The organism is Stieleria mannarensis, from assembly GCF_014154935.1.
In the GTDB taxonomy this organism is placed as follows: domain Bacteria; phylum Planctomycetota; class Planctomycetia; order Pirellulales; family Pirellulaceae; genus Stieleria; species Stieleria mannarensis.
Genome location: NZ_JACEHH010000009.1, coordinates 60,552 through 83,107, shown reverse-complemented (window position 1 = coordinate 83,107; position 22,556 = coordinate 60,552). Strand labels below are relative to the sequence as shown.

19 protein-coding genes are annotated in these 22,556 nt (G+C 60.7%); 14 read left to right on the top strand and 5 right to left on the bottom strand.

Annotation, left to right across the window (positions count from 1 at the left end; all coding sequences use genetic code 11):
* Window positions 1-32 precede the first annotated feature (32 nt).
* A complete protein-coding gene (locus tag H1B37_RS08305; protein WP_286177529.1) occupies window positions 33-1,292 on the bottom strand; it encodes a putative bifunctional lysylphosphatidylglycerol flippase/synthetase in 1,260 nt (419 codons plus the stop codon).
* 35 nt (window positions 1,293-1,327) lie between these two features.
* Between H1B37_RS08305 and lpdA the strand changes: the two genes are divergently transcribed.
* Entirely contained in the window at window positions 1,328-2,719 is a 1,392-nt protein-coding gene (gene lpdA / locus H1B37_RS08300) for a dihydrolipoyl dehydrogenase (protein WP_182866173.1), read from the top strand.
* 121 nt (window positions 2,720-2,840) lie between these two features.
* Here the strand turns inward: lpdA and H1B37_RS08295 are convergent, their stop codons facing one another.
* Both H1B37_RS08295 and H1B37_RS08290 read right to left on the bottom strand, forming a co-directional pair.
* Complete coding sequence (locus H1B37_RS08295) at window positions 2,841-3,581, bottom strand: PIG-L family deacetylase (protein WP_182866172.1); 741 nt, start codon at window positions 3,579-3,581, stop codon at window positions 2,841-2,843.
* Window positions 3,582-3,584: 3 nt separating this feature from the next.
* Complete coding sequence (locus H1B37_RS08290) at window positions 3,585-4,763, bottom strand: ATP-grasp domain-containing protein (protein ID WP_182866171.1); 1,179 nt, start codon at window positions 4,761-4,763, stop codon at window positions 3,585-3,587.
* Window positions 4,764-4,908: 145 nt separating this feature from the next.
* Between H1B37_RS08290 and fae the strand changes: the two genes are divergently transcribed.
* The 3 genes from fae to rdgB all read left to right on the top strand — a co-directional run bounded on the left by fae (window position 4,909) and on the right by rdgB (window position 7,307).
* Window positions 4,909-5,409 carry a formaldehyde-activating enzyme gene (gene fae, locus H1B37_RS08285; RefSeq protein ID WP_147870241.1) on the top strand — a complete coding sequence of 167 codons (501 nt, stop codon included), beginning with the start codon at window positions 4,909-4,911 and terminating at the stop codon, window positions 5,407-5,409.
* A gap of 396 nt (window positions 5,410-5,805) precedes the next feature.
* Entirely contained in the window at window positions 5,806-6,693 is an 888-nt protein-coding gene (locus H1B37_RS08280; RefSeq protein ID WP_182866170.1) for an NADP-dependent methylenetetrahydromethanopterin/methylenetetrahydrofolate dehydrogenase, read from the top strand.
* A gap of 8 nt (window positions 6,694-6,701) precedes the next feature.
* The gene (rdgB, locus tag H1B37_RS08275; protein ID WP_182866169.1) at window positions 6,702-7,307 is read left to right on the top strand and encodes an RdgB/HAM1 family non-canonical purine NTP pyrophosphatase; all 606 of its coding nucleotides are present in this window, start codon (window positions 6,702-6,704) and stop codon (window positions 7,305-7,307) included.
* Window positions 7,308-7,456: 149 nt separating this feature from the next.
* Here the strand turns inward: rdgB and H1B37_RS08270 are convergent, their stop codons facing one another.
* Entirely contained in the window at window positions 7,457-9,556 is a 2,100-nt protein-coding gene (locus H1B37_RS08270) for a sigma-54-dependent Fis family transcriptional regulator (RefSeq protein WP_286177528.1), read from the bottom strand.
* Between the two features lie 134 nt (window positions 9,557-9,690).
* Between H1B37_RS08270 and H1B37_RS08265 the strand changes: the two genes are divergently transcribed.
* The 10 genes from H1B37_RS08265 (at window position 9,691) to H1B37_RS08220 (ending at window position 19,969) form a co-directional block, all read left to right on the top strand.
* A complete protein-coding gene (locus H1B37_RS08265; RefSeq protein ID WP_182866168.1) occupies window positions 9,691-10,506 on the top strand; it encodes an enoyl-ACP reductase FabI in 816 nt (271 codons plus the stop codon).
* 50 nt (window positions 10,507-10,556) lie between these two features.
* The gene (locus tag H1B37_RS08260; protein ID WP_182866167.1) at window positions 10,557-11,150 is read left to right on the top strand and encodes a thioredoxin family protein; all 594 of its coding nucleotides are present in this window, start codon (window positions 10,557-10,559) and stop codon (window positions 11,148-11,150) included.
* The gene (locus tag H1B37_RS08255) at window positions 11,151-12,071 is read left to right on the top strand and encodes a prenyltransferase/squalene oxidase repeat-containing protein (RefSeq protein WP_182866166.1); all 921 of its coding nucleotides are present in this window, start codon (window positions 11,151-11,153) and stop codon (window positions 12,069-12,071) included.
* Window positions 12,072-12,192: 121 nt separating this feature from the next.
* Window positions 12,193-12,867 (top strand): ABC transporter ATP-binding protein, encoded by a 675-nt coding sequence (locus H1B37_RS08250; RefSeq protein ID WP_182866165.1) that lies wholly within the window; start codon window positions 12,193-12,195, stop codon window positions 12,865-12,867.
* Window positions 12,868-12,895: 28 nt separating this feature from the next.
* Window positions 12,896-14,224: a pyridoxal phosphate-dependent aminotransferase gene (locus H1B37_RS08245; protein WP_220498103.1), complete on the top strand. Its 1,329-nt coding sequence runs from the start codon at window positions 12,896-12,898 to the stop codon at window positions 14,222-14,224.
* Complete coding sequence (locus tag H1B37_RS08240) at window positions 14,221-15,042, top strand: nitrilase-related carbon-nitrogen hydrolase (protein ID WP_220498102.1); 822 nt, start codon at window positions 14,221-14,223, stop codon at window positions 15,040-15,042. Before H1B37_RS08245 ends, H1B37_RS08240 begins: the two co-directional genes overlap by 4 nt.
* Before the next feature lie 140 nt (window positions 15,043-15,182).
* Window positions 15,183-15,926, top strand: a complete 744-nt coding sequence (locus H1B37_RS08235) for a protein-L-isoaspartate(D-aspartate) O-methyltransferase (RefSeq protein WP_286177527.1) — start codon at window positions 15,183-15,185, stop codon at window positions 15,924-15,926.
* 48 nt (window positions 15,927-15,974) lie between these two features.
* Window positions 15,975-17,087, top strand: a complete 1,113-nt coding sequence (locus H1B37_RS08230; protein WP_182866164.1) for a cytochrome-c peroxidase — start codon at window positions 15,975-15,977, stop codon at window positions 17,085-17,087.
* 166 nt (window positions 17,088-17,253) lie between these two features.
* Complete coding sequence (locus tag H1B37_RS08225; RefSeq protein ID WP_182866163.1) at window positions 17,254-19,602, top strand: PAS domain-containing protein; 2,349 nt, start codon at window positions 17,254-17,256, stop codon at window positions 19,600-19,602.
* A gap of 1 nt (window position 19,603) precedes the next feature.
* Window positions 19,604-19,969: a response regulator transcription factor gene (locus tag H1B37_RS08220; RefSeq protein ID WP_182866162.1), complete on the top strand. Its 366-nt coding sequence runs from the start codon at window positions 19,604-19,606 to the stop codon at window positions 19,967-19,969.
* Window positions 19,970-20,209: 240 nt separating this feature from the next.
* Here the strand turns inward: H1B37_RS08220 and H1B37_RS08215 are convergent, their stop codons facing one another.
* A complete protein-coding gene (locus H1B37_RS08215) occupies window positions 20,210-22,510 on the bottom strand; it encodes a peptidase (RefSeq protein WP_182866161.1) in 2,301 nt (766 codons plus the stop codon).
* Between the last annotated feature and the right edge of the window lie 46 nt (window positions 22,511-22,556).

Genomic DNA, 22,556 nt, shown 5'->3' with positions numbered 1-22,556 from the left:
GAGGGCGTCCCTCTACTATAGCCGATCGGGTCTCAATCTTCGCTCGGCACTTGGTCGTCTTGGAACTCCGGCAGCAAGATCTCCTCCCCGGCGGGGGCGGCTCGATCCACCGAGGCTTGTCCCTCGGTCGTCGCTGTAATGCCGACGGGTTGCGCAGGGTCGATCGGGCTCGCCGAAGCGACCGCGATGCCGGATGCCTGTTTGGCCGCTGCTGCACCGCTGGCGATTTCGTAACCGACCAGAGCGATCATGCCGGCCAACAACGGCAGCCAATAGTACAGCACGCGGAAGATCAAGACCGACGCCAGGACGGTGTCGCCGACGGTTCCTTTCAGCAGCGTCAGCAGGATGACTTCCAGCACGCCCAGGCCGCCGGGGACCTGGGTCATCATCGCAACACCGATCGCGACCAGATAGGCGGCCAAGACTTGTGCGAACGGGACCACCGAATCGCCGGGAAGAACCAGGTACAACGCCGTCGCGGAAATCAGCAGGTCCACCGCCGCTACCGACGCCTGGACGAACATCAATCCCGGCCGCGGGGGACGCAGGTGCAGTTCGCCGATCGGCCAGGGTTTACGCCACAAAAAGCAGACCAGCGAATAGAGGATGGCCAGCGAGATCAGCACGATGCCGAAGGTTTGCGTGCCGACGGGCAGCGAAACGTCGGGGGGCAACTGGATCGGCACCCAAATCAGCACCATCCCGCCGAGAAACCACCAGCCGCTCCAAAACGTCAGCCCCACGACGGAAATCAACGCGACGATTTGCCCCGGCGAAAGTCCCCATTGGGAATAAAACCGAAACCGAATCGGTGCCGCCGCCAACAGGGTGCCCAAGTTGTTGCCCAGCGAGAAACCGGCGATCGAGACCAATGCGACACGCCGCAACGGCAAGGAGCGTGCGACATAACGCAGCGCCAGGATGTCATAGGCGATCAGCAAGCCATAGTTCAATGCGATCAAGAACGCCGCGATGGCGATCTGGCTGGCGGGCACGCCGGTCAGTCCGCGAACAAATTCGTCCCATGTGATCTGGTGTGCTTCGCGGATCAGCAACCGCACCGCCAAAGCGAACAACGCAATCGCGAGCACCGGTCCGGCATATTTTCGGATGCGTTTTTTCGGCAAGGCAGCGGCGCCAGGGGGGAGTGCGATGGACCACGCCACATTGGGTTTGCGGCGGGGTCCGGGCAATGAGATCGAAACCAGATTGTCCCCGTCGGCGGCGAGAGGGCAACCCCGTGATTTACCAAGAATCACCGGCAGCCTATGGTAGTGGCCGACAAGCATCCTGTTCGCTCACCCCCCCTTTCCAACGCAAACTCATGAAGACGGTCCGACACGAATTAGTTGTCCTCGGCGGTGGCCCCGCCGGATACGTGGCTGCCATTCGCGCCGCACAACTGGGATTCGACACCGCGTGCATCGACGAAAACGCCCAATACGGCGGTACCTGCGTGCGGGTCGGGTGCATTCCCAGCAAAGCGTTGCTCGAATCGAGCCACTTGTACGAGGAGGCCAAGCAGCGATTCGGCGATCACGGGCTGAAAATCGGATCGCTCGATTTGGACCTCGAGGCGATGATGAATCGCAAGACCAAGATCGTCGACACGTTGACCGGCGGGATCGACATGCTGTTCAAGAAACAAAAGGTCACGCCGTACTGCGGTCGCGGCAAGCTGCGCGATGTCAATTCGATCGTCGTCGAGGGAGACGAACCGGTCGTGATCGAAGCCGACCGAATCCTGTTGTGCACCGGCAGCGTGCCGGCGACGTTGCGGGGCGTCGAAGAGGACGGGGATCGGATCGGCAACAGCACCACTGCACTGAGCTTCCCCAGCGTTCCCGAGCGTTTGGTCGTCATCGGCGGCGGCTACATCGGCATGGAACTCGGCAGCGTCTGGAATCGACTCGGCAGCGAAGTCACCGTCTTGGAAGCCTTTGACCGGATTTTCCCCGGCATCGACGCGGAACTGGCAAACATCGCGCTGCGCACCTTCAAAAAGCAAGGCTTCAAATTTCATCTGAAGACCTTCGTCGAATCGGCACGCGTCAAAGGCGATCAGTGCGTCGTCGAGGTTAAAGACGGCGACCCAATCACCTGCGACCGGGTGTTGCTTGCGACCGGCCGACGCCCGGCCACCGATTCGATCGGGTTGGAAGCGATCGGATTGGAAACCGACCGTCACGGATTCATCCCCGTCGACGACAACTATGAAACCTCCGTCGAGAATGTGTTCGCCACCGGCGATTGCATCGGCGGCGCGATGCTGGCCCACAAAGCGATGGAAGAAGCCGTCGTGTGTGTCGAGCGGATGGCCGGCATGCACACCCACATCAACTATGACGTCATCCCGGCGATCGTCTACACACACCCGGAAATCGCCAGCGTCGGAAAGATGGAAGACGAATTGAAGGAAGCTGGGATCGCCTATAACAAAGGCGTCTGCCCGTTCGGCGCCAACGGACGCGCCCGAACGCTGGGCGAACCCGACGGCCGCGTGAAGATTTTGGCCGATGCCAAAACCGATCGCGTGCTGGGTGTCCACATCATCGGCGCCCGCGCCGGCGACATGATCGCCGAAGCCGCCGCGGCGATGGAGTTCGGTGCCAGCAGCGAAGACATCGCACGGACCTGTCACGCCCACCCGACCCTGGCCGAAGCGATGCACGAAGCCGCCTTGGCCGTCGACAAACGGGCCATCCACACGGCTTGATCGATGGGTCCGGCTCCAGACGTCTGTCCCAGACGCGACGCGTGAGCGCGGGGCCACGCATCAAGTGAAGCAATCGCAAAATCGGCGGCGAGTTCCGCGATTGGGAATGCCGCGTGAAGCCTTACAGCCCCACGGCGCTAACCAGGTCTCCGGCCGCGAACGGCCGCGCCGCTGCAAAAACTTCCGCCGCCGCGATGCCGGCGATGGAACCGGTCATCACCGCCGCGGCACGAATCCGCTCGTCCATCGCGTGCTTGTGCGCGAACTGGCTTTCGTAGCACTGCATCGAGGCGATCTTCTTGTCCAACGTCGCGCCGATGTCGATCAAAAAGTGATACGGATTACCCGCCAAGGTCATCGGCTCAATCGCCAGCCGGAAGTACAACTGACGCTCGATCTTGTGAACCGGCAATCCGTCAAAGTACGCATCCCACTTGGAGAGTCGGCTGTAAAAGACGGCGGCATCGGTGATCAGCATCGTTTGAAAATGATCGGGCGATGCCATCGGCGTCTTGTCGCCGAATCCGATCACGATTCGAGGCCGGTAGCGGCGGAACACCTTGGCAAGTTCGATGCGGTGTTCGAAACAATCGAACAACCGGCGATTGGGAAGATCCAGTTGAACCCGCACGGCCACGCCGAGCACTTCCGCGGCCGCTTGGGCTTCTTTCATCCGCGCTTCCGGGCCGTCGCTAAACGGCGTCGGTTCTCCGTCGGTCAGGTCGACGATCCCCACGCGATACCCCGACGCGGCCAGTTTCGCCAGCGTTCCCCCGCAGGCGACTTCGACGTCATCGGGATGGGAGCCCACGGCAATCACGTCGAGCGGTTCATCAGTTAGGTTGGTCGTCGAGGAGGTCATGGCTCAAACCATAACGCGAAACGCCGAACGAAGCGACATGCGGTCGAGCCGTGTGATCAACGTCGCCAGCGGTTCGTGGCGATGGACTCGGATCGGCTGGCGGGGGACATCCTTCCATTCCCAGCAGCCCTGTCGCGTGCGACGATCAAAGTCGACTGGCCAAATCGTGCGGTCGTCCCGAGCGAACAGAACACGTTTGACAAACACCGTCTTGCCCACGCGCGACGGTGCGTCCCGGCCTTGTGAGGCCGCCCCGATGCGGCGCTCCCAATCCGCCGGCCGGTCGAACATCGAACACGGCTCACCCGACGTTTCGCTCCACGCCCGCTCGACCAATTCCATCGACGCACTCCAACGCGGATTGACTTCCAGCAACGTCACCGAGTCGTGATCGATCGCGACGTCGATGTTGAACGGGCCGGTGATCGGTGCGGTCTGGCAGAAGGCCGTTCCGAGTCGCCGCAGCGATTGGCACACCGCACCGCTGATCGGGATCGGGCCGACCGCCCCGGCGAACACGAACGGGAAAGGGGCGATGCGTTTTTTCAGCAGGCGGCAGAGCCCCAACAGCAACGCTCGATCTCCCAGGCCCAGAAAGCTCGCACCGCAGATCGCTCCCCGAACCGGTCGCTGCAGAATCGCGTTGTCGGGAATCGGCTGGTCGTCCTTGCAGTAAGACACGCCCAACCCGCCGGAGCTGGCACGGTGTTTGATCAGCCAGCCCGGCTCGGTCACTGCACCTTGGCGGGATTCCGGGAATCGGGCTGTCGCGTTGGCAGCCAATCCTCGCAAAAAATCGACCTCGTCACAGCTGGCAAACCGTTCCGGGGACGCTCCCCAAAACCGACGTCCAGGACCGCCGTTCGCCGGTCGGACCAGCCACTGATACCCGCCTTGCAATCCGCCGACGATGGCGATCGGGGTGTCGCCGACGATTCGGTCGAGCACCGCGGTTGTGTCTGAAACGCGGATTTCGTCCAGCGAATGCCACTGGTGTGCCGCGGCGACGGTTTCACGATCACCGAACTGATCGATCACGATCGGCGAAAAACCCGCGATTTGTGCCGATTCTGCCGCCGCCCGGGCCGACGCCCCCACCAGCACGATCGGGCCGCGTCCACAGCCTCCTGATTTGGGGGGCGGGGCGGTCGCGGATTTTTGAAATCGACCGGGTGTTTGCATCGGCGCCATGGTTTGTTAGCTTTTCCCCGACTCCAGACCCACCCCAGGCGCTCACCGTCCCGATGGAAGGGCGTCATGCGGGGCAACGGACATGTGTTTCCCCACCGGTCTTCTAACCAAACTTTCTTTTGAACAGGTCACTGAAATGAAGTTTTACATTGGTGAGGCCCTGGTGGGCGATGGCAACGAGGTCGCACACATCGACTTGATGATCGGCAGCAAAGACGGTCCGGTCGGCACGGCGTTCGCAAACGCGTTGTCAACGCAAAGCGAAGGCCACACGAACTTGTTGGCCGTTTTGGCGCCCAACGTCGCAGTCAAACCGTCGACGGTGATGATCACCAAGGTCACGCTGAAAGGCATGAAACAAGTCGTGCAAATGTTCGGCCCGGCCCAAGCGGCCGTCGCCAAAGCCGTCGCCGATTCGGTCGCCGAAGGCGTGATCCCCGCCGATCAAGCTGAAGACTTGGTGTGCGTTTGCGGTGTGTTCATCCACCCCGAAGCCGACGACGACGAAAAGATTTACAACTACAACTACGAAGCCGTCAAGCAATCGTTGGTCAACGCGATGGGTGGCAAACCGACCGCGCAAGAAATGATCGCGCAAAAGGATTCCGCGGCGCACCCCTTCAAGGGCAACTTCTAGAACGACGCGCCTTCGTTTCGAAGAAGGAGCGCCTGACAACACCCTCCCTGGCAGAGGTCGTGCGGTTTTGAACCTCCTGTAGATCAGGCGTTTACGCCTTCACCCTCCCTCTGGGAGGGTCGCGGAGGAGTGAGCGACGACGCGGGGAGGGTTGACTCGCGTCTCGATGTGACCCGAGGACGAAAGTTTGTCGGATGATTCACCGTTCGACCTCCCCTCGCTGCGCTCGACCCTCCTGCCAGGAGGGTGATATCCAAAATCCGCACGAACTTCGAAGGCAGCGTGACTTCGTGTATGATGCGACGGGTGAGGGGATCGATGCTCCGATGGCGGTTCGCCTTCGGTGCTTCGACACCGATTTCTACCCGCACCGACAACATCAACTCCGGCGTTCCCATGCCCAAACGCATACTGTTTCAGTTCGATTGCGACTCGCACGCCAGTTCGTTTGACGCGGTCGTCGCGGTCGATTCGGGAGTCGACCATCTGGTCCCCTATGCCGGTGTTCAGACGACCTCGATCGAGCCTCTGGTTCATGGAGCAATGTTCACCCGCGGCGGTGACGACCTGAAGCACACCGCGATCTTTTTGGGCGGCAGCGATGTCGCCGCCGCGGAAAAATTGCTCGAGTGCGTCACGGATGCATTTTTCGGTCCCGTTCGCGTCTCGGTGATGATGGACGCCAACGGCTGCAACACGACCGCCGCGGCGGCGGTGGTGGCTGCCGCCCGGCACGTCGACCTGGCCGGGGCTCGCGCGGTGGTGCTCGGCGGGACCGGACCGGTCGGCCAGCGGGTTGCACGGTTGTTGGCCGGTGACGGTGCGTCGGTCACGCTGACCAGTCGATCGTTCAACCGAGCCCAAGAGGCGTGCGATCAGGTGGCCGGACAAGCCGACGATGGAATCGCCGACCGATTGTCGGCCGCCGAATTGGATTCGCCCGCAAAGGTTCGCAGCGTGTTGTCCGAAGCCAACATCGTGATCGCCTGCGGCGCTGCGGGAATCCAACTGGCCGAGAAGTCGGATTTGGTTGCAGCCAAGAATCTGGCGGTGGCAATCGACTTGAATGCCGTCCCGCCGGCCGGCTTGGATGGAATCGCCGTGATGGACAAAGCCAAACCGATCGGTGAGGGTTCGGACGCCGTGGGTTATGGTGCGATCGGTGTCGGCGGATTGAAGATGAAAACTCATCGTGCGGCGATTCAATCCTTGTTTGAATCGAATGATCAAGTGCTTAACGCGGATGAAATCTACGCGCTCGCCAAAACCGTCGAAAAGTCATAGCCTTGCTGATGTTCGATCTCGTCCTCGGTACCAACAACGCAAAAAAGCTGGTCGAATTGCGACTGATGCTTCCGGCGGAACATTACACATTGCACTCGCTGGCCGAGATTCCCGAGTCGATCGACGTCGAAGAAACCGGGGAAACGTTTCGTGAAAACGCGGCGCTCAAGGCAACCGAGCAAGCCAAACATCTCGGCCGCTGGGTGCTCGCTGAGGACAGCGGGCTTTCGGTCGATGCGCTCGGTGGTGCCCCCGGTGTTTATTCGGCTCGGTATGCCGGACGACACGGCGACGACGAAGCCAACAACGCAAAACTGCTTGCCGAACTGGCCGATGTCCCGCCGGAAAAACGCACCGCACGCTACCACTGCGAAGCCTGCCTATCGGACCCCCACGGCAATGTGCGAATCACTGCCGGCGGCGTTTGCGGCGGGGTGATTCGTACCGAGCCGTCCGGCGACGGCGGCTTCGGCTATGACCCGTTGTTCGAAATCCGCGAGTATCACAAAACGTTCGCGGAGCTGGACTTGACCGTCAAACGAGCCCTCAGCCACCGCTCCCGCGCATTGCGGCATTTCCTGCCACGGCTCCGACGGTTGGTCGCGACGTTGTAGGTGAGCGGCATAGGTAATCTGCTTTCATGCATTCAATCGTAGCTACCTTCGCCAGAAGGTGGACGCAGTGCGTGACCGTGCGTTTTCCACGCTCTGGCGAGCGTAGCTACCCGTTAAGAGCACCGGGACGGTCAACCTGCGGCACTCCACTACGCCGATTCCTCTTCTTCGCCGGTCCGCATCCCCAGCTGCTTCATCTTTCGATACAGATTCGATCGATGCAGATCCAGCTTCGAGGCCGCTTCGGTCATGTTGCCGCCGCATTGGTGGATCGCATGCCGGATGTGGTCGATTTGGAACAGCCGCGTCGACTCGGCCAGCGATGTCGGCAGATCGATGCGGAGGGTGCGTTGGGCGGAGTCGCGATCGTTTGCGGGCGACGTCGGCGGCTGCCGCAGCTCCAAGTCGGGGGCATGGATCATGTCGCCGGTGGACAGATAACAAACGCGTTCGATGGTGTTGCGAAGCTCGCGCACGTTGCCGGGCCAGTGATGGGACAACAACGCGGTTTGCGCGGAATCGGACAGGGCGGGGACTTTGCGACCGATCTGGTAACAGAAATGATTCAAGAAGTGGTTGGCCAACAGCAGCACGTCGCGGCCACGGCCCGCCAGATCGGGCAGGGTCAATGAGACGACGTTGAGTCGAAAAAACAGGTCTTCGCGAAACCGTTTTTGGGCGATCAATTGTTCCAGCGGTTGATTGGTCGCCGCGATCACGCGAACGTCGACGGGGATCGGTACACTGCCACCGACCCGCACGACCTCGCGCTGTTCTAAAACGCGTAACAGTTTGGCTTGGCCTCCTGGGCTCATGTCGCCGACTTCGTCCAGGAACAACGTGCCGCCGCTGGCGAGTTCAAACTTTCCGACCCGCGTGGCATTGGCGTCGGTAAAGGAGCCGCGTTCGTGACCGAACAATTCGCTTTCCAGCAACGATTCGACCAATGCGGCGCAATTGACGGCGATGAAGGGGCCGTTCTTGCGGTCGCTTTCGTAATGGATGTGGCGGGCGACGACTTCTTTCCCGGTGCCGTTGCTGCCCAGGATCATGACCGTCAAATCGGTCTTGGCGACCTTGCTGCCGCTTTCCCGCACCGCGACCACGGCGGGATGTTCACCGACCAGCGGAGTGCTCCGCGCGGCGTCGCGGACCAGTCGGTCGCGCGACTCGGTCAACGATTGTTGCGCCCGCCGGGCTTGGATCGCGACCGCGGCGTGGGTCGCCAGGTCGGACAGCAGCAGCACGTCGGAATTGTCGAAGTGGTTTTCCAGATGATTGATCGCTTCGAACACGCCGATCGTTTCACCGCGTGGGCCGATCAGCGGGACGGCGACAAGAGACCGGGTGCGGAATTCCAGTGACCGATCGACGGCGCGATTGACACGTGCTTCGTCGTCGCTGTTGGCGTTCCAGATCTGAGGCTCTTTGGTGGCCAGCACCTCGCCGACGATCCCCGCATTGTCCGGGACGATCAAGGGACGGTCGTCGATGCCCAGGGCCGGCCGGCCGATCAGTTTTTTGCGCCGCTTGTCCCACAGGAAAATGCTGGCGCGTTCGCACCCGATCAGGTCGGTGGCCGTGTCGGCGATCTGTCGCAGCAGCGTGTTCTCATTGCTCGATTCTTGCAGCTGCGCTTGTTGCCACTTGGCGGCGGCCTCCAGCACGCTGGTCAGTTGGGCGATGCGATGGCGATGACGCCCCTCAAGCTCGGTGCGTGTGATCGCCGTGACCAACAGTTGCGAAATCCGCTGCAGACGATCGCGGTCCTGGGACTGGGCTTCCGACTCCAGCACCAGGCAACCGACCATGGGGCAGGAGACGATCGTGCCGTTTTCATCGATGTCGACCTGGCAGGGGACCGCCCACCAGCGTCCGGCGTTGCGACTGTCGCCGTGATCGATCGCGTCGCTGATCAGGTCCAGCGGCAGGGCGGAGGGAGGGGGGCGATGGGAGGTGTCGCCGGTTGCATCGGACCAGCCGTCGACGTGCCAACGGCCCTTTTGTTGGGTCACCAGGGTGGCCGTCTCCAGGCCCAGCAGGGCGGTGAAACTCGGCAGCAGTTGTTTGACCAGTGCGGGGCGGCTGATCGGAGCCCTCAATGCCCGAGCGATTTCGCCAGCGAAAGCGATTTCGTCGCGCAGCTCGGACGGTCCGTGAGTAGGAAAGGAAGAGGAGTGTTGTGTCATGGTGTCCATGTTTCGCCATTGGGGCGGACGGTCGACGGGCAGACCAAAAAAGCGTTTCATCAGGACAAGTGCCGCCGGATCGCCGTTGGCAAATAGACGAAGTCGCCTACTTCACGCTATCCTGTTCGCCCCGCAACAAATGCGTGCGACCGTGACGCGTGACTTTTCCCTTTTCATTAGGAATACAAATCGAGATGCAATTTCAGGGTAAGAAGGGGCTGATATTAGGGGTCGCCAACGAAAACTCGATTGCTTGGGCGATTGCTCAGGAAATCATGAACGCCGGCGGTGTGTGCGGTTTCACCCACCTGCCGGATCGGCCGGACGACGATCGAAAGCGAAATCGACGCCGTGTGTCCCAGTTGACCGACAAGTATGAAAACGCAGCTTTTCTGCTACCCATGGACGCGCAGAAAGATGACGACATCCGCAGCGTATTCGAACAGACGACAGAAAAATTTGGAAAAATCGACTTTGTCCTCCATTCGATCGCTTTTGCCGACCGCGACGACTTGGGCCGCGACACGATTGAGACCAGCCGAGCCGGATTCGCCTTGGCGATGGATGTCAGCGTGTACACGTTGCTGGCCTGTGCCAACGCGGCCAAACCGATCATGAACCCGGGGGGAGCGATCGCGGCGATGACGTATTTCGGCGGTGAGAAGTGCGTGCCGGGGTACAACGTGATGGGGATTTGCAAAGCGGCCTTGGAGGCTGCGGTCCGCTACGCGGCGTATGACCTCGGGCCGTCGGACATCCGTGTCAACGCGCTTTCGGCCGGTCCGGTGCGGACCTTGGCCGGGCGTGCGGCGGGCGTCGAAGACATGCTGAAGCTGTACGATAAAATGGCGCCGCTGGGGCGAAACATCACCCACGAGGAGGTCGGGCGGACGGGGGCGTTCCTGTTGAGCGACCTGAGCCAGGGGATCACCGGCGAGATTTTGCATGTCGATGGTGGCTACAACGCGATGGGCAGCCCTGGCCGCCTGCTGGATGATCTGAAATCGTAGCGCCGTTTCCTGTTGAACCTGTTTCCTATTTCACCAACGCAAGAGATTCCATGGTCCGAACCGCAAGCACGATGTTGCCGCTGGGCACGAAGGCACCCGATTTTTCGCTCCCCGAATGTGACGGCGGGACCGTCAGTCTTTCGGATTTGGCGGGCAAGAAGGCGTTGCTGGTGATGTTCATGTGCAATCACTGCCCGTACGTCAAGCATGTCGCCGATCAGCTGAAAGCTCTCTCCGACGACTACATGGCCAAGGGGGTCGCGGTGGTCGCGATCAGCAGCAATGACGCGGACGAGTATCCCGATGATTCTCCGGAGGCGATGTCGCGAGAGAAGGTCCAGCGCGGGTATGGGTTTGACTACCTGCACGACGCCGATCAGTCGATTGCCCGAGCCTACGCGGCAGCCTGCACGCCAGATTTTTTCCTGTTCGACGCCGACCAGAAACTGGTTTATCGGGGGCAACTGGATTCGTCGCGACCGGGCAGTGAGATTCCGGTCACGGGGGAGGACTTGCGAGCGGCGTTGGACGCGGTGCTTGCCGGCCAGGCCCCGAGCAGCGAGCAGCGTCCGTCGCTGGGGTGCAACATCAAGTGGAAGTCCGGCAACGAGCCCGACTATTTCAATGCGGCGGGTACCAGCTGAGTGCTGACTTATCTGCAAGATCTGACGTTGCGGTTGGCCGCCGGAGCGATGCGTCTGGACGATTCGGTTCGGCAGACGCATGGTGCTTGGTTGGCCGGCCAGCAGCGTGGCGACGGAGGGTTTGCCGGGCGCGAAGGCGGCAGCGATCCTTATTACACCGCGTTTGCCTTGCGCGGGTTGTGGATTCTTGATGCATTGACGCCGGAGATCGGTCAGGCGGCGGCTGGTTTCTTGCGTGGCCGGTTGGATCGGCGCGAAGGTATTGTGGATCTGATCTCGTTGATTTTCGGCGCGGCGATTTGTGAGATGGCGGTCGGTGCGGAGGTGATCGAAGAGGAGGATGGCGGCTGGGTGGACAACGTGGCCGAGCTGCTCGAATCGCTGCGGACCGATGACGGCGGTTTTGCCAAGAGTCCCGAGGGGCGTGCCGGGAGCACATACCAGACGTTCTTGTCGGTGCTGTGTTTGGAATTGATGGGGCGGCAACCGCAGCGGGTTGAGCGGGTGCTCGAGTTTTTGCGCTCGCAGGCGCATCCTGAAGGCGGTTACTTGGAGATCCGAGCGGCCAAGCGGGCGGGAGTCAATCCGACGGCGGCGGCGATCGGGACACTGAAGACGCTCGGGGCGATGGACCGGGTGGACCGCGGGACGACGATCGACTTTTTGTCCGAGATGCAGTCAGATGAAGGCGGTTTGACGGCCAACACGCGGATTCCGTTTGCGGATTTGCTCAGCAGTTGCACCGGGATGATCACGCTGGTGGATTTGGACGCCGGTGATGCCGTCGACATTGCGGCGGTGCGTCGTTACGCCGAATCGATGCAAGCCGATGGCGGTGGGTTTACCGGGTTTGCACTCGATCACGTTGCCGACGTCGAATACACGTTTTATGGTTTGGCGACGTTAGCGCTGACGGTCTGAGGGCCGCGCCAACGTTTGCGGCGTCCGGATGGTGGATTTGGCAGGTTGCGAACCGAGACGGCCGCAGCGGTTAGACTGCGATGACGATTGCAATTTATTCAAGACAGTTGACCTGAGTACCATGACGAGACTTTCTGTCCAAGACATCTCCAAATCGTTCGCGACTGCGGGGGAACCGCTGCAGGTTTTGCGTGGGGTGACGCTGGAGTTGGCTGGTGGTCAATCGTTGGCGATCGTGGGTCCCAGCGGCAGCGGCAAGAGCACGCTCCTTCAGATCCTGGGGACACTGGATCGCCCGGACGGCGGCAGTGTCAGGCTGGACGGGGAGGATCCGTTTGCGCTGGATGACACGCGATTGGCACATTGGCGAAATCGGCGGGTGGGGTTCATTTTTCAAGACCATCACCTGTTGCCTCAGTTGTCCGTGATCGAGAACGTGTTGGTCCCCTCGTTGGCGGTGGGGCGAGCGTCAGCGGAGCACGTCGAGCGAGCGAACGAGTTGCTCGATGCGGTGGGGCTGAGCGGGCGGACGACGCATTTGCCTGGCGAGTTATCTGGTGGCGAGCGTGAGCGGGTGGCGATCGCGCGGGCGTTGTTGATGCGTCCGGGGCTGGTGTTGGCCGACGAGCCGACCGGGAATCTCGACCGCCGGACCGCCGAGTCCGTCACGGCGGTGCTGCAGGCACTGCAGAAGGAAAACGACGCGATTCTGATTTGCGTCACCCACAGTGACGCCTTAGCCGCGGCAATGGACCAGCGCAAAGAGCTCGTCGACGGACACCTCCTCGCCGGATAAAGCAATCCGATCGCCTCGATCTTAAACGATGCCATCGAGGAACCATCACCTGTGTCCGATGATGCGGTTTGACACCCTGCCCCCGGTCCACAAGAATGTCGATCCGCTCGGCCCTCGGACGCCCCCATCGCTGGGCGTGTCACGGAGGATTGAATCGTCAACAGGACCACTCGCTCCAGTGATCGCCAACCGAATCCAACACGTTCAATCGCCAGTGATTCCGATCGTGGGGCGGTGGACGAGCGAGCATCCGGGGACCATTTCGCTCGGCCAGGGAGTGGTGCATCACGCGCCGCCGGCGGAGGTATTTCAAGCGGTCTGTGAGGCGACCGGCCAAGCGGGCAATCGGGCAAGCAGCTTGGATCGCTATGGGCCCGTCGTCGGGAACGATCGGCTGATCGAGTTGATCCAGAATAAGCTGATTGCCGAAAACAGGATCGATCCGGTGGCCGAGCAGGCATCGGTTGTCTGCTCGGCGGGCTCGAACATGGGCTTTCTGAACGCCATCCTGGCGATCGCGGACATCGGCGATGAGATCATCTTGTTGAGCCCGTATTACTTCAATCACCACATGGCGATCGAGATCGCCGGCTGCCGCGCGGTGGTGGTGGCGACCGACGACCAGAATCAACCCGACCTGGATGCCATCAACGACGCGATCACCCCGCGGACCAAAGCCATCGTCACCGTCTCGCCCAACAATCCAACCGGCGCGGTCTACCGCGAGAGCGATCTGGCGGAGATCAATTTGATGTGCGCCGCCCGTGGACTGTACCATCTGTCCGACGAAGCCTATGAGTACTTCCTGCACGACGGCGTCCGACACTATTCGCCCGGTTGCGCTGTCGGGGCGAGCGAACACACGATTTCTTTGTATTCACTGTCCAAGTCCTACGGGATGTCGGGCTGGCGGATCGGATACTCGGTCGTGCCGAATCATCTGGTCGAAGGCATTCGCAAGATCCAAGACACGAATTTGATTTGCCCGCCGATCGTTTGCCAGGTGGCCGCCGCCGCGGCGCTTGAGGTCGGATCGGACTGGTGTCGCGAGCAGATCGCCGGCCTGACCGCGGTCCGCGACGCCACGCTGGGATCGCTGGCTCAGTTGGGTGATCGGTGCCGGTACGCCGTCCCGAAAGGCGCCTTTTATGTATTGTTCCAATTGCAAACCGACCGGAGTGACATGACGTTGGTGGAAACACTGATCCGTCAGTTCTCCGTCGCCGTATTACCGGGCAGCGCATTCGGCGTCTCCAAGGGCTGCTCACTGCGTCTTTCCTACGGGGCATTGGATCCGCAATCGGTCCGCGAAGGCGTCGGTCGCCTCCGTGACGGTCTTGCAACCCTTCTTTCATGAATCGGTCCAAAGCGATGCGAATCGTTGCAGTTCAATTGAACATGGCGTGGGAAGACAAACCGGCCAATCATCGGCATCTGCGAGAATTGCTCTCTACCGCAGCGATCCGGCCCGGGTCGTTGGTGATGGTGCCGGAGATGTTTGAAACCGGCTTCAGCATGAACATCAACGCGACGGCCCAAAGCGAAGCCCGCGAAGGGGAAGCGTTGCTGCGTGACTTGGCACGCCAGTACGATTCGGCGTTCATGGGCGGCGTCGCCGGCCCGATCCGGGACGGGCGTTCGCGGAATGAATGTGTGGTGTTCGCCCCCGACGGGACCGAGCTGGCACGCTACCAAAAGATGCATCCCTTTTCGCTGTCCGGTGAAGAAAAACACTACACCGCCGGTACGACCCAAGTCGTGTTTGAATGGCAGGGCGTCAAGATCACGCCCTTCCTGTGCTATGACCTTCGTTTCCCCGAAACCATTCGGCCGGCGATCATGCGTGGGGCGGAATTGATCACCGTGATCGCCTGCTGGCCGGCCAAACGCAGCGAGCACTGGGTGCGTCTGTTGCAAGCCCGAGCGATCGAAAACCTGGCGCCGGTCGTCGGCGTCAATCGCAGCGGCGAAGAACCCGGCCTGCAATTCGACGGCCGCAGTACGGCACTGGATCACATGGGCACTCCGATCTTCGAGGCATCGGAGGAAGAGCAGGTCATCACGGCCGAAATCGACATCGAAGCGGCGCGGCGGTGGCGGTCCAAGTTCCCCGCCCTGCGCGACATCACCACCGGTGAGATCGCCGGCAGCGCCGGGGCGTCGATTTCTGGTTAGCTTGGTCGACTCGAATTCTGCTCGCCTCGAATCCTGTTAGACTCAGGGGGATGAATCAGCAGTCCAAACGCGAGCTGAAGAGTCCGATGACGAGGTATGCTCTCAGACGAATACATCGCTGGTTCGCCCCGATCGTCTTGTTGACCATCACGGCCTCCTGCGGCGGCCCACCGGAGAATACTTTGCCGAGCGACCCGACCAGCGTTAACCGCCCCGCCCAAAGCGACGATGACTCGGCCGGTCAGGAACGGGTGTATGCGACGCGGCGTGCCAAGATGGTCGATTCGCAACTGGCTGGTCGCGACATCCGCAACCAGCGCGTTCTCGATGCGCTCCGGCGGGTGCCGCGACATCGGTTTGTCCCGCCCAGGATCCGAGACGATGCCTACGCGGACTCTCCGCTGCCGATCGGCAACGGGCAAACCATTTCCCAGCCCTACATCGTCGCCCTGATGACACAGTTGGTTGATCCGCAACCGCAGGACCGGGTGCTGGATGTCGGCACCGGTTCGGGGTACCAAGCCGCCGTCTTGGCAGAACTGGTCAAGAACGTCTACAGCATTGAGATCGTCGCCCCCTTGGCTCGCGACGCCGAGGCGCGTTTGAAGTCGCTCGGCTATCAAAACATCCATGTCCGCCACGGCGACGGCTACGCCGGATGGCCGAGCGAAGCTCCGTTTGACGCGATCGTTGTCGCGGCGGCACCGGATCACGTTCCACCGGCGTTGATCGAGCAACTCGCCCCGGGCGGCAAGCTCGTGATCCCGATCGGCGATCGATTCCAATCGCTGATCCTGATCGAAAAGCAAGACAACGGATCGGTGACTCGGCGGAACGTGGCACCGGTCATGTTTGTGCCCATGACCGGCGAAGCGGAAAAGTAGTTTCGTATATACTGTCGGGCATTGACCACTTGCGCAAGGAGCATTGCGATGAAACCGCTGGGATTGAAACGCGTCGGGTTTGCCACCGCCTTGTTGATCGGAGGGCTATCAGCATGCCATCCGACGTCGGCCGCCGATTCGGTCGACTTGGAAGCCGCCAACCCGGTGTTGCCGATTCCCGATCCGCCGCTGGGGATTGGCGGCGAAAAGAATCCTCCGGCCACCCTGTTGGACTTGGAGGACCCACCGACACCCGAAACGGTTCGTCTGGGGCGGTGGCTGTTTTTTGACAAGCGACTTTCGGCCGACAACACGGTTTCCTGTGCGACCTGCCATCGGCCGGAAAATGCGTTCTCCGAACCGACCCCGGTTTCGCAGGGCATCCAAGGACAGAAAGGGGGCCGCAAGGCACCGTCATTTACCAATCAAGCCTGGGCGACGCTTCCCCACTTCTTCTGGGACGGTCGGGCCGCGTCGCTGGACGAACAAGCCGGCGGTCCGATGATCAACCCGATCGAAATGGGGCAAAAGGACCACGACGGGGTCGTCGCAAAGATCTCTGAAATCAAGGGCTATGCAAAGTACTTTGAAGAATCCTTCGGATCACCGGAGGTAACGATCGAGCGGATCACCAAGGCGATTGCAGATTACGAGCGGACGCGGATGAGCGGCAATTCCGCTTGGGATCGCTACATGGCCGGTGACAAATCGGCGCTGTCCGAAGACGCCCAAAAAGGACGCACCCTGTTTTTCGGCAACGGTTTTTGCAACAACTGCCACAAGGGGCCGAATCTGACCGACAGCGACTTTCACAATCTGGGCGTGGGCTGGGACGCGGAAACCGAGACCTTTGCCGATGAAGGTCGCTATGCCGTGACCAAGGACGAGAAAGATAAGGGCGCGTTCAAGACCCCGTCGATCCGCGACGTCAGCAAACGCGCCCCCTACATGCATGACGGCTCGATGAAAACGCTCGAAGAAGTCGTGCGATTTTATAGCAAGGGCGGCACCCCCAATCCCTACCTGGATCGCAAAATCGACCGCCGTTTCGCCGAGCAACTGGATTTCACCGACGCGCAAGTCCATCAATTGGTCGAGTTCATGAAGTCGCTTGACGGAGAGGGCTACCAGGACACGGCGCCGGCGGCATTTCCGCAGTAGTGGTCGCGCCGGCAACGGGAAGGGGCAACGCCTGACCGATTCGATTCGTGAGGGTACAAATGAGATCAACGATGCGTTCAAGCAATGATCCGGCGGCGGCGGTTGTGAGGGGACGGCAGCACCGCTGGCCCCCCGTTTCCCAAAGTGTGATGGAGTGTTCGGTACGATGAACGAAGCATCGTCCAATCGACCTGCTCCCTCATCGCGTTGGGGCGCAAAGATTCATCTGCCCTTGCGGATTTTGTTGCCGTTGTGCCTGATCGTCATGGTGCTGGCCCACACCGCCTGGTCACTGTTTTCCCTTCGCTCGCAGATCGTCAACAGCACCAGCCACGAGGCGGTGATCGTTCTCGAGCGAACGACGAAGCATCTGGTGGGATCGTTGGAGCGGGCGGCCCGTCGTGGCGATCTGGCAATGATGCAAGATTCGTTGATGTCGTTGGGGACGGACCCCGAAATCAAAATGGCGGTGCTGGTTGATGCCGATGGCGACGTGACCGTTTCGATGCGTCCCGGCGATCTGGGACATCGTTTTTCTGAATCGATCCCGCATCACTATCAAGCTGTTTCGATCTTGGATCGGGAGTCCCTGGCCGGCGTGCGATCGACACGGACCGGCCGCACCGTACGGCTTGACGACGGGCAGACGATCGTCGCGGTTCATCCCGTCGACCTTTCGCCCGATCCGGTTCCAACCGATTCGGATCGAATCCGCTCGGGGCCCGTCGGGCTGTTCGTGGTGCTTCGTGACATCCATCCGACGATCCTGCGGGCGACCGATGCGGTGTCGCGTCAAGCATTCGGCACGCTGGCGGTCAGCTGCCTGATTGCGATCGCCCTGGGGCTGTTCTTGCATTTTCGGATCGCCAAACGACTGGAGCGATTGGAAGAGATCACGCGGATCGTCGGGGCAGGCAACCTGGACGTTCGGTCCGGCATGACGGGCGACGACGAAGTGGCGGCGCTTGCACATTCGCTCGATCACATGGTCAGTGAGCGTGGGATCGCCGAGCAACTCCTTGGCGTCCAGGCGATGATCCTTGCTCACGTCCACGACGCGGTGATCTCGACCGATTTGAACGGCAAGGTGGAAACTTGGAATGAAGCCGCGACACGACTGTTCGGGTACTCGGCCGAACAGGCCATCGGCCGCAGCATTGAATTCCTGTTCTTTCCCGAAACCAAGGTCGATTGGAAACAGCACGCCGTGCAGCCGAAAAGCGAACACTCCGGCGACGACCTGCAACTCGGTTTGCGACGTGACGATGGCAGCGAAGTTCTCGTTTCTCTGCGTCTGTCGCTGATGTGCAGCGACGATGGACAGCCGATCGCCATCATCGGCTGTTGCAACGACATCACCGCGCAAAAACATTTTGAATCCAAGCTCAGCGACAGCGAAACGCAGCTGCGGGAAAAGCTCGCCGAACTGGAGCATCTGTATCGAAACACGCCGATCGGGTTGTGCATGATGGATACGGATCTGCGATATCGCCGCATCAATGATGAACTGGCGGCCATCAACGGACGTCCCGCCGAAGACCATCTGGGACGTCTGTTGCGTGACGTTTTGCCGGACATCGCCGACAGCATCGAACCGATCTATCGCGAAGTGATCCGCACCGGACGGGCCAAACGCAACTTCGAGGTCGAACGTCCGCCGGCCGACGGACAAGCCCGGTCGTCGTTCTTTCTGGTCAGCTATCACCCGCTCAAGGATGATGCCGGCCAGGTCCGGGGTGTCAGCACGGTCGTCAAAGATGTCAGCGAGCGGCGCCGTGCCGAGGAGCGGCTGCGTAGCAACGAAGCCCAATTGGCACACGTTTCGCGGCTTTCCACGATGGGCGAGATGGTTGCCGGGATCGCCCACGAAATCAATCAACCGCTGTACGCGATCGCCAACTACGCGACCGCCTGCGGACTGCTGACCCGCAATCGCAACGCTGGCTGGGAGGACAAAGTCCAGTCCGTGATGGGAAGAATCGCCGATCAAGCCGTACGTGCCGGAGAAATCATCAAACGCTTGCGAGGATTTGTCGCCAACACCGAATCCAAATCGTGCCCGATCGACCTGAATGAGTTGATCCACGATACCGTCGAACTGTTGTCGTTCGAATCCCGGCGTCTGGGGGCCGACGTGACGCTGCAACTCGATCCCGACCTTCCCGCGGTGGCAGGAGACCGGATTCAGATTCAGCAGGTGCTGGTCAACCTGATCCGCAACGCGCTGGAGGCGATGAGCGAACATCAGCAAGACCACCGTGAACTTCGGATCTGCACGTCCACCCGAGAGGGCGAAGTCGCCGTGTCAATCAAAGACTCCGGCCCGGGAGTCGCACTCGACGTCGTCGATCATTTGAAAGAACCTTTTTACACGACCAAAGCGCAGGGGTTGGGGATGGGACTGGCCATCAGCCAAACCATTCTCGACGCCCACGATGGGCATTTACGAATCGCATCGGACGACAGCGGCGCAGAATTCTGTATCGCCTTCCCCACCCTTCAGATGAGTAGCTGAGATGACGAATCGATTGACCGTTTTCGTCATCGACGACAATCCCGCGGCGCTCCACTCGGTCTGCGCACTGTTGACCGCCTTCGACATCCCGGCCGAACCTTTTGATTCGGCCGAAGCGTTCCTGGAAGTGTACGACGCCTCGCAACACGGTTGCCTGCTGCTGGACGTCCAGCTGCAAGGTATCGGCGGATTGGAACTGTTGCGACAACTCCGCGCGACCGACTGCGATTTGCCCGTCATCGTGATCAGCGGAAACGCTGACAAACAAGTCGTCAAAGTCGCGACCGAACTGGGCGCATCGAAAATCCTCCACAAACCCGTTCCGCCAAACGAATTGGTCGAGGCGGTGAACCAAACGCTGCATTGATATCGCACACCTCCCCCAAAACTTGTCGAGCGCGGACGATCAAGGGTCGGCAATACGATGGGGGCAAAACAATCAACTGTGGAAGCGGGATGGCAGAATGATTCGGGGCAGAATGATCAGTGAATCAAGACCACTGCCCCCCATCGTTTTGCCCACAATCGTTTTGCCTACATCGTTTTGCCCCTAACCGTCTTGCCTGTTCATTATTCTGCCCCGACTCATTCTGCCACCCTCTCCCCCCTACCGAACTCCCCTTTGACCGGTCACTTCGAAGGGCAGCGCCGGCAAATACCCGTATTCGGTTCGCCGTGGTCGCGGTGCGGGATCCGATTCCGTTGGCTCGGGCGTGAACTCTTTGTAGACGCTGAGCAACAGATTCCCGCGATGGCCGGAGGCGATTTTCTCCGCCGAGACGTCGAATTTGATCGCGGCTCCCATCACGGGGTCGGCAACAATCGACGCCTCGATTCCATCCGGAGCGTCATGTAGATCGACATGCAACTGATCGACGGGTGCACGTTTGGCGTCCAGCATCACGTTCAACAACCACGCGCCCTCACGTGGCAATGAAATTCGATCCGACGGCATCGCGATCGACAGCGGCATTGATGTCCTCGGGCGTCCGCTGACGATGACGTTCCAATCTTCGACCGGAACCAGGTGATACCAGATAAACGCCTGCATCATGTTTTCCGCGGGGATGGCCGGACGAATGATTCGCGATCGACTGCGCAATCGTCTCGGAGCCGAACCCTGCATCTGCAATTGAATCGGTTTTCCGTTCGCCGTTCGAGGCGCGGTCAGTGTCATCCGCACCTGACCAGACTCTCCGGGAATCACGCCGCCATCAAGACGGAATCCCGGCGGCGGATCGACCAGCGACAATTCGATGTCTTGGTCAAAGCCATCTCTGCGTAAGGCGAAAACCGTGATCGGCACGACTTGTCCGGCTCGGGCCATGATCGTTGATGGTGTCACACGAAGCTCGTAATCGGCCTGCGGACTTCGAAGCTGAAGACGGTATCCGAAATCGGGACCGCCGTTGCCTTGCACATCGGTGACGGTCAAGAAGTAGTCTCCCTGTGCTCCGATGGAAGCTTCCAAGTGCGAATCGGCGTGGTGCGTTTCCATTGCTTGGGAAAGATCTTCGTGATCATCATTGAAGGCGATCTCGTTTCCATCGGCATCGGTCAACGTCAACATGGAATCCAACGGCGACCCCAGGCGACGCGCGTGAATTTCGGCGATGATCCGTCCGGACGCGTTGATCCGGTACACGTCTCGGTCGCCCGGTTGCTCGATCCGCCCGTTGATCGTCATCCGCGTGGACACCTCCTGTGCCGTCTGCCGGTCGTCGTTGCTCGCCTCCTCGATCACCTCGGGCCAATGATCGATCTGTAGCGGGAACCGAATCGTGTGGTCGCCTTGGATCGAGGAGTACCAGCGTCTGGGTCGGTAATCCTGGCGCGACATGGTTTGGATCGTCTGCTCGGTGTTGGTCAAATTCCAGCCTCGCAGCTGGACGGTCGATTCGGATTCCACGCGAGCCCCAAGCGGAAAGACGCTGGTGACCAGCGGAAGCTCGCCGACCGTGATTCGATACACAAAATCCTCACGACCGCGATAAAGCGCGTCGCGGATTTCCAGCGTGTACCGGCCGTCATGGGGAACTTCAAAATACAGCACGGGATCTTGGCGGAAATAAAACGAATCCGCCCACGCAATCTCCTCGCCAGACTCATCGACGATCACCGCGACCGCTTGAAACCATCCCGGGACGGCATCGGCCAGGTAGGGGATCACCTCGCGCGCCGCAACTTGAATCACCAACTTCATCCCCTGCTTTGCCTCCATTCGAAAACGGTCCACGTCGCCGGGCATGATTTGCCCGTTGATCACGATCGGGAACCGCCCGGTCACCTCGGTGGCCACGATGTCGTTCGGTTCCGATTCACGGACTTCGATCCACCGATCGATGTGAAACCAAATCGGGTTGGAGATCGAGTTTTCGCCCAAGAATCGCAGCTCGCGTTTTCCCGGCTCGGCCTCTAACGCAACGGTCAATCGCAACGTGACCTGTTCTTCAAGCTGGTCATTGGGTTGACGCTTGGGGTCTCGGTCGCGGCGACGATAGATCTCCATCTCGCGAAGTTGTTCCTCGGTGATACCGGCGGCCAGTGCGATTTCCTGGTCCGTCGGGTTTGTCGCGTTGCCCCGCAAGACGGCTTGCCCCACCAGTCGCTCGCGTGCCTCGCGAAACTTCATGTTCAAGTTGTTGTACTCGCCGGCGGTCAGCGGGCGGTACCAGCGGACGATTTCCACCTTGACGCCTTCGCCGGACACATAGACTTCACCGGCGTCCTTGAGGAATTGACCGCCGACCATCACTTCGCAAGTCATGCCACGCTCGCAACCGGCCGGATAAACGTATGCCAAGTGCGGAGCGGCGCCACGGTTTTGTGCCGGCACAGGGGAAGAAATCGCGGCGATCAGGAGCGTCGCCAACGAGGACGCGACGAAGAGGGTCGACTTGTGTTTCATGTTCACTTCGCGATCCGTTCGTTTCGGTGTGTGGCTTTCGGAGTGA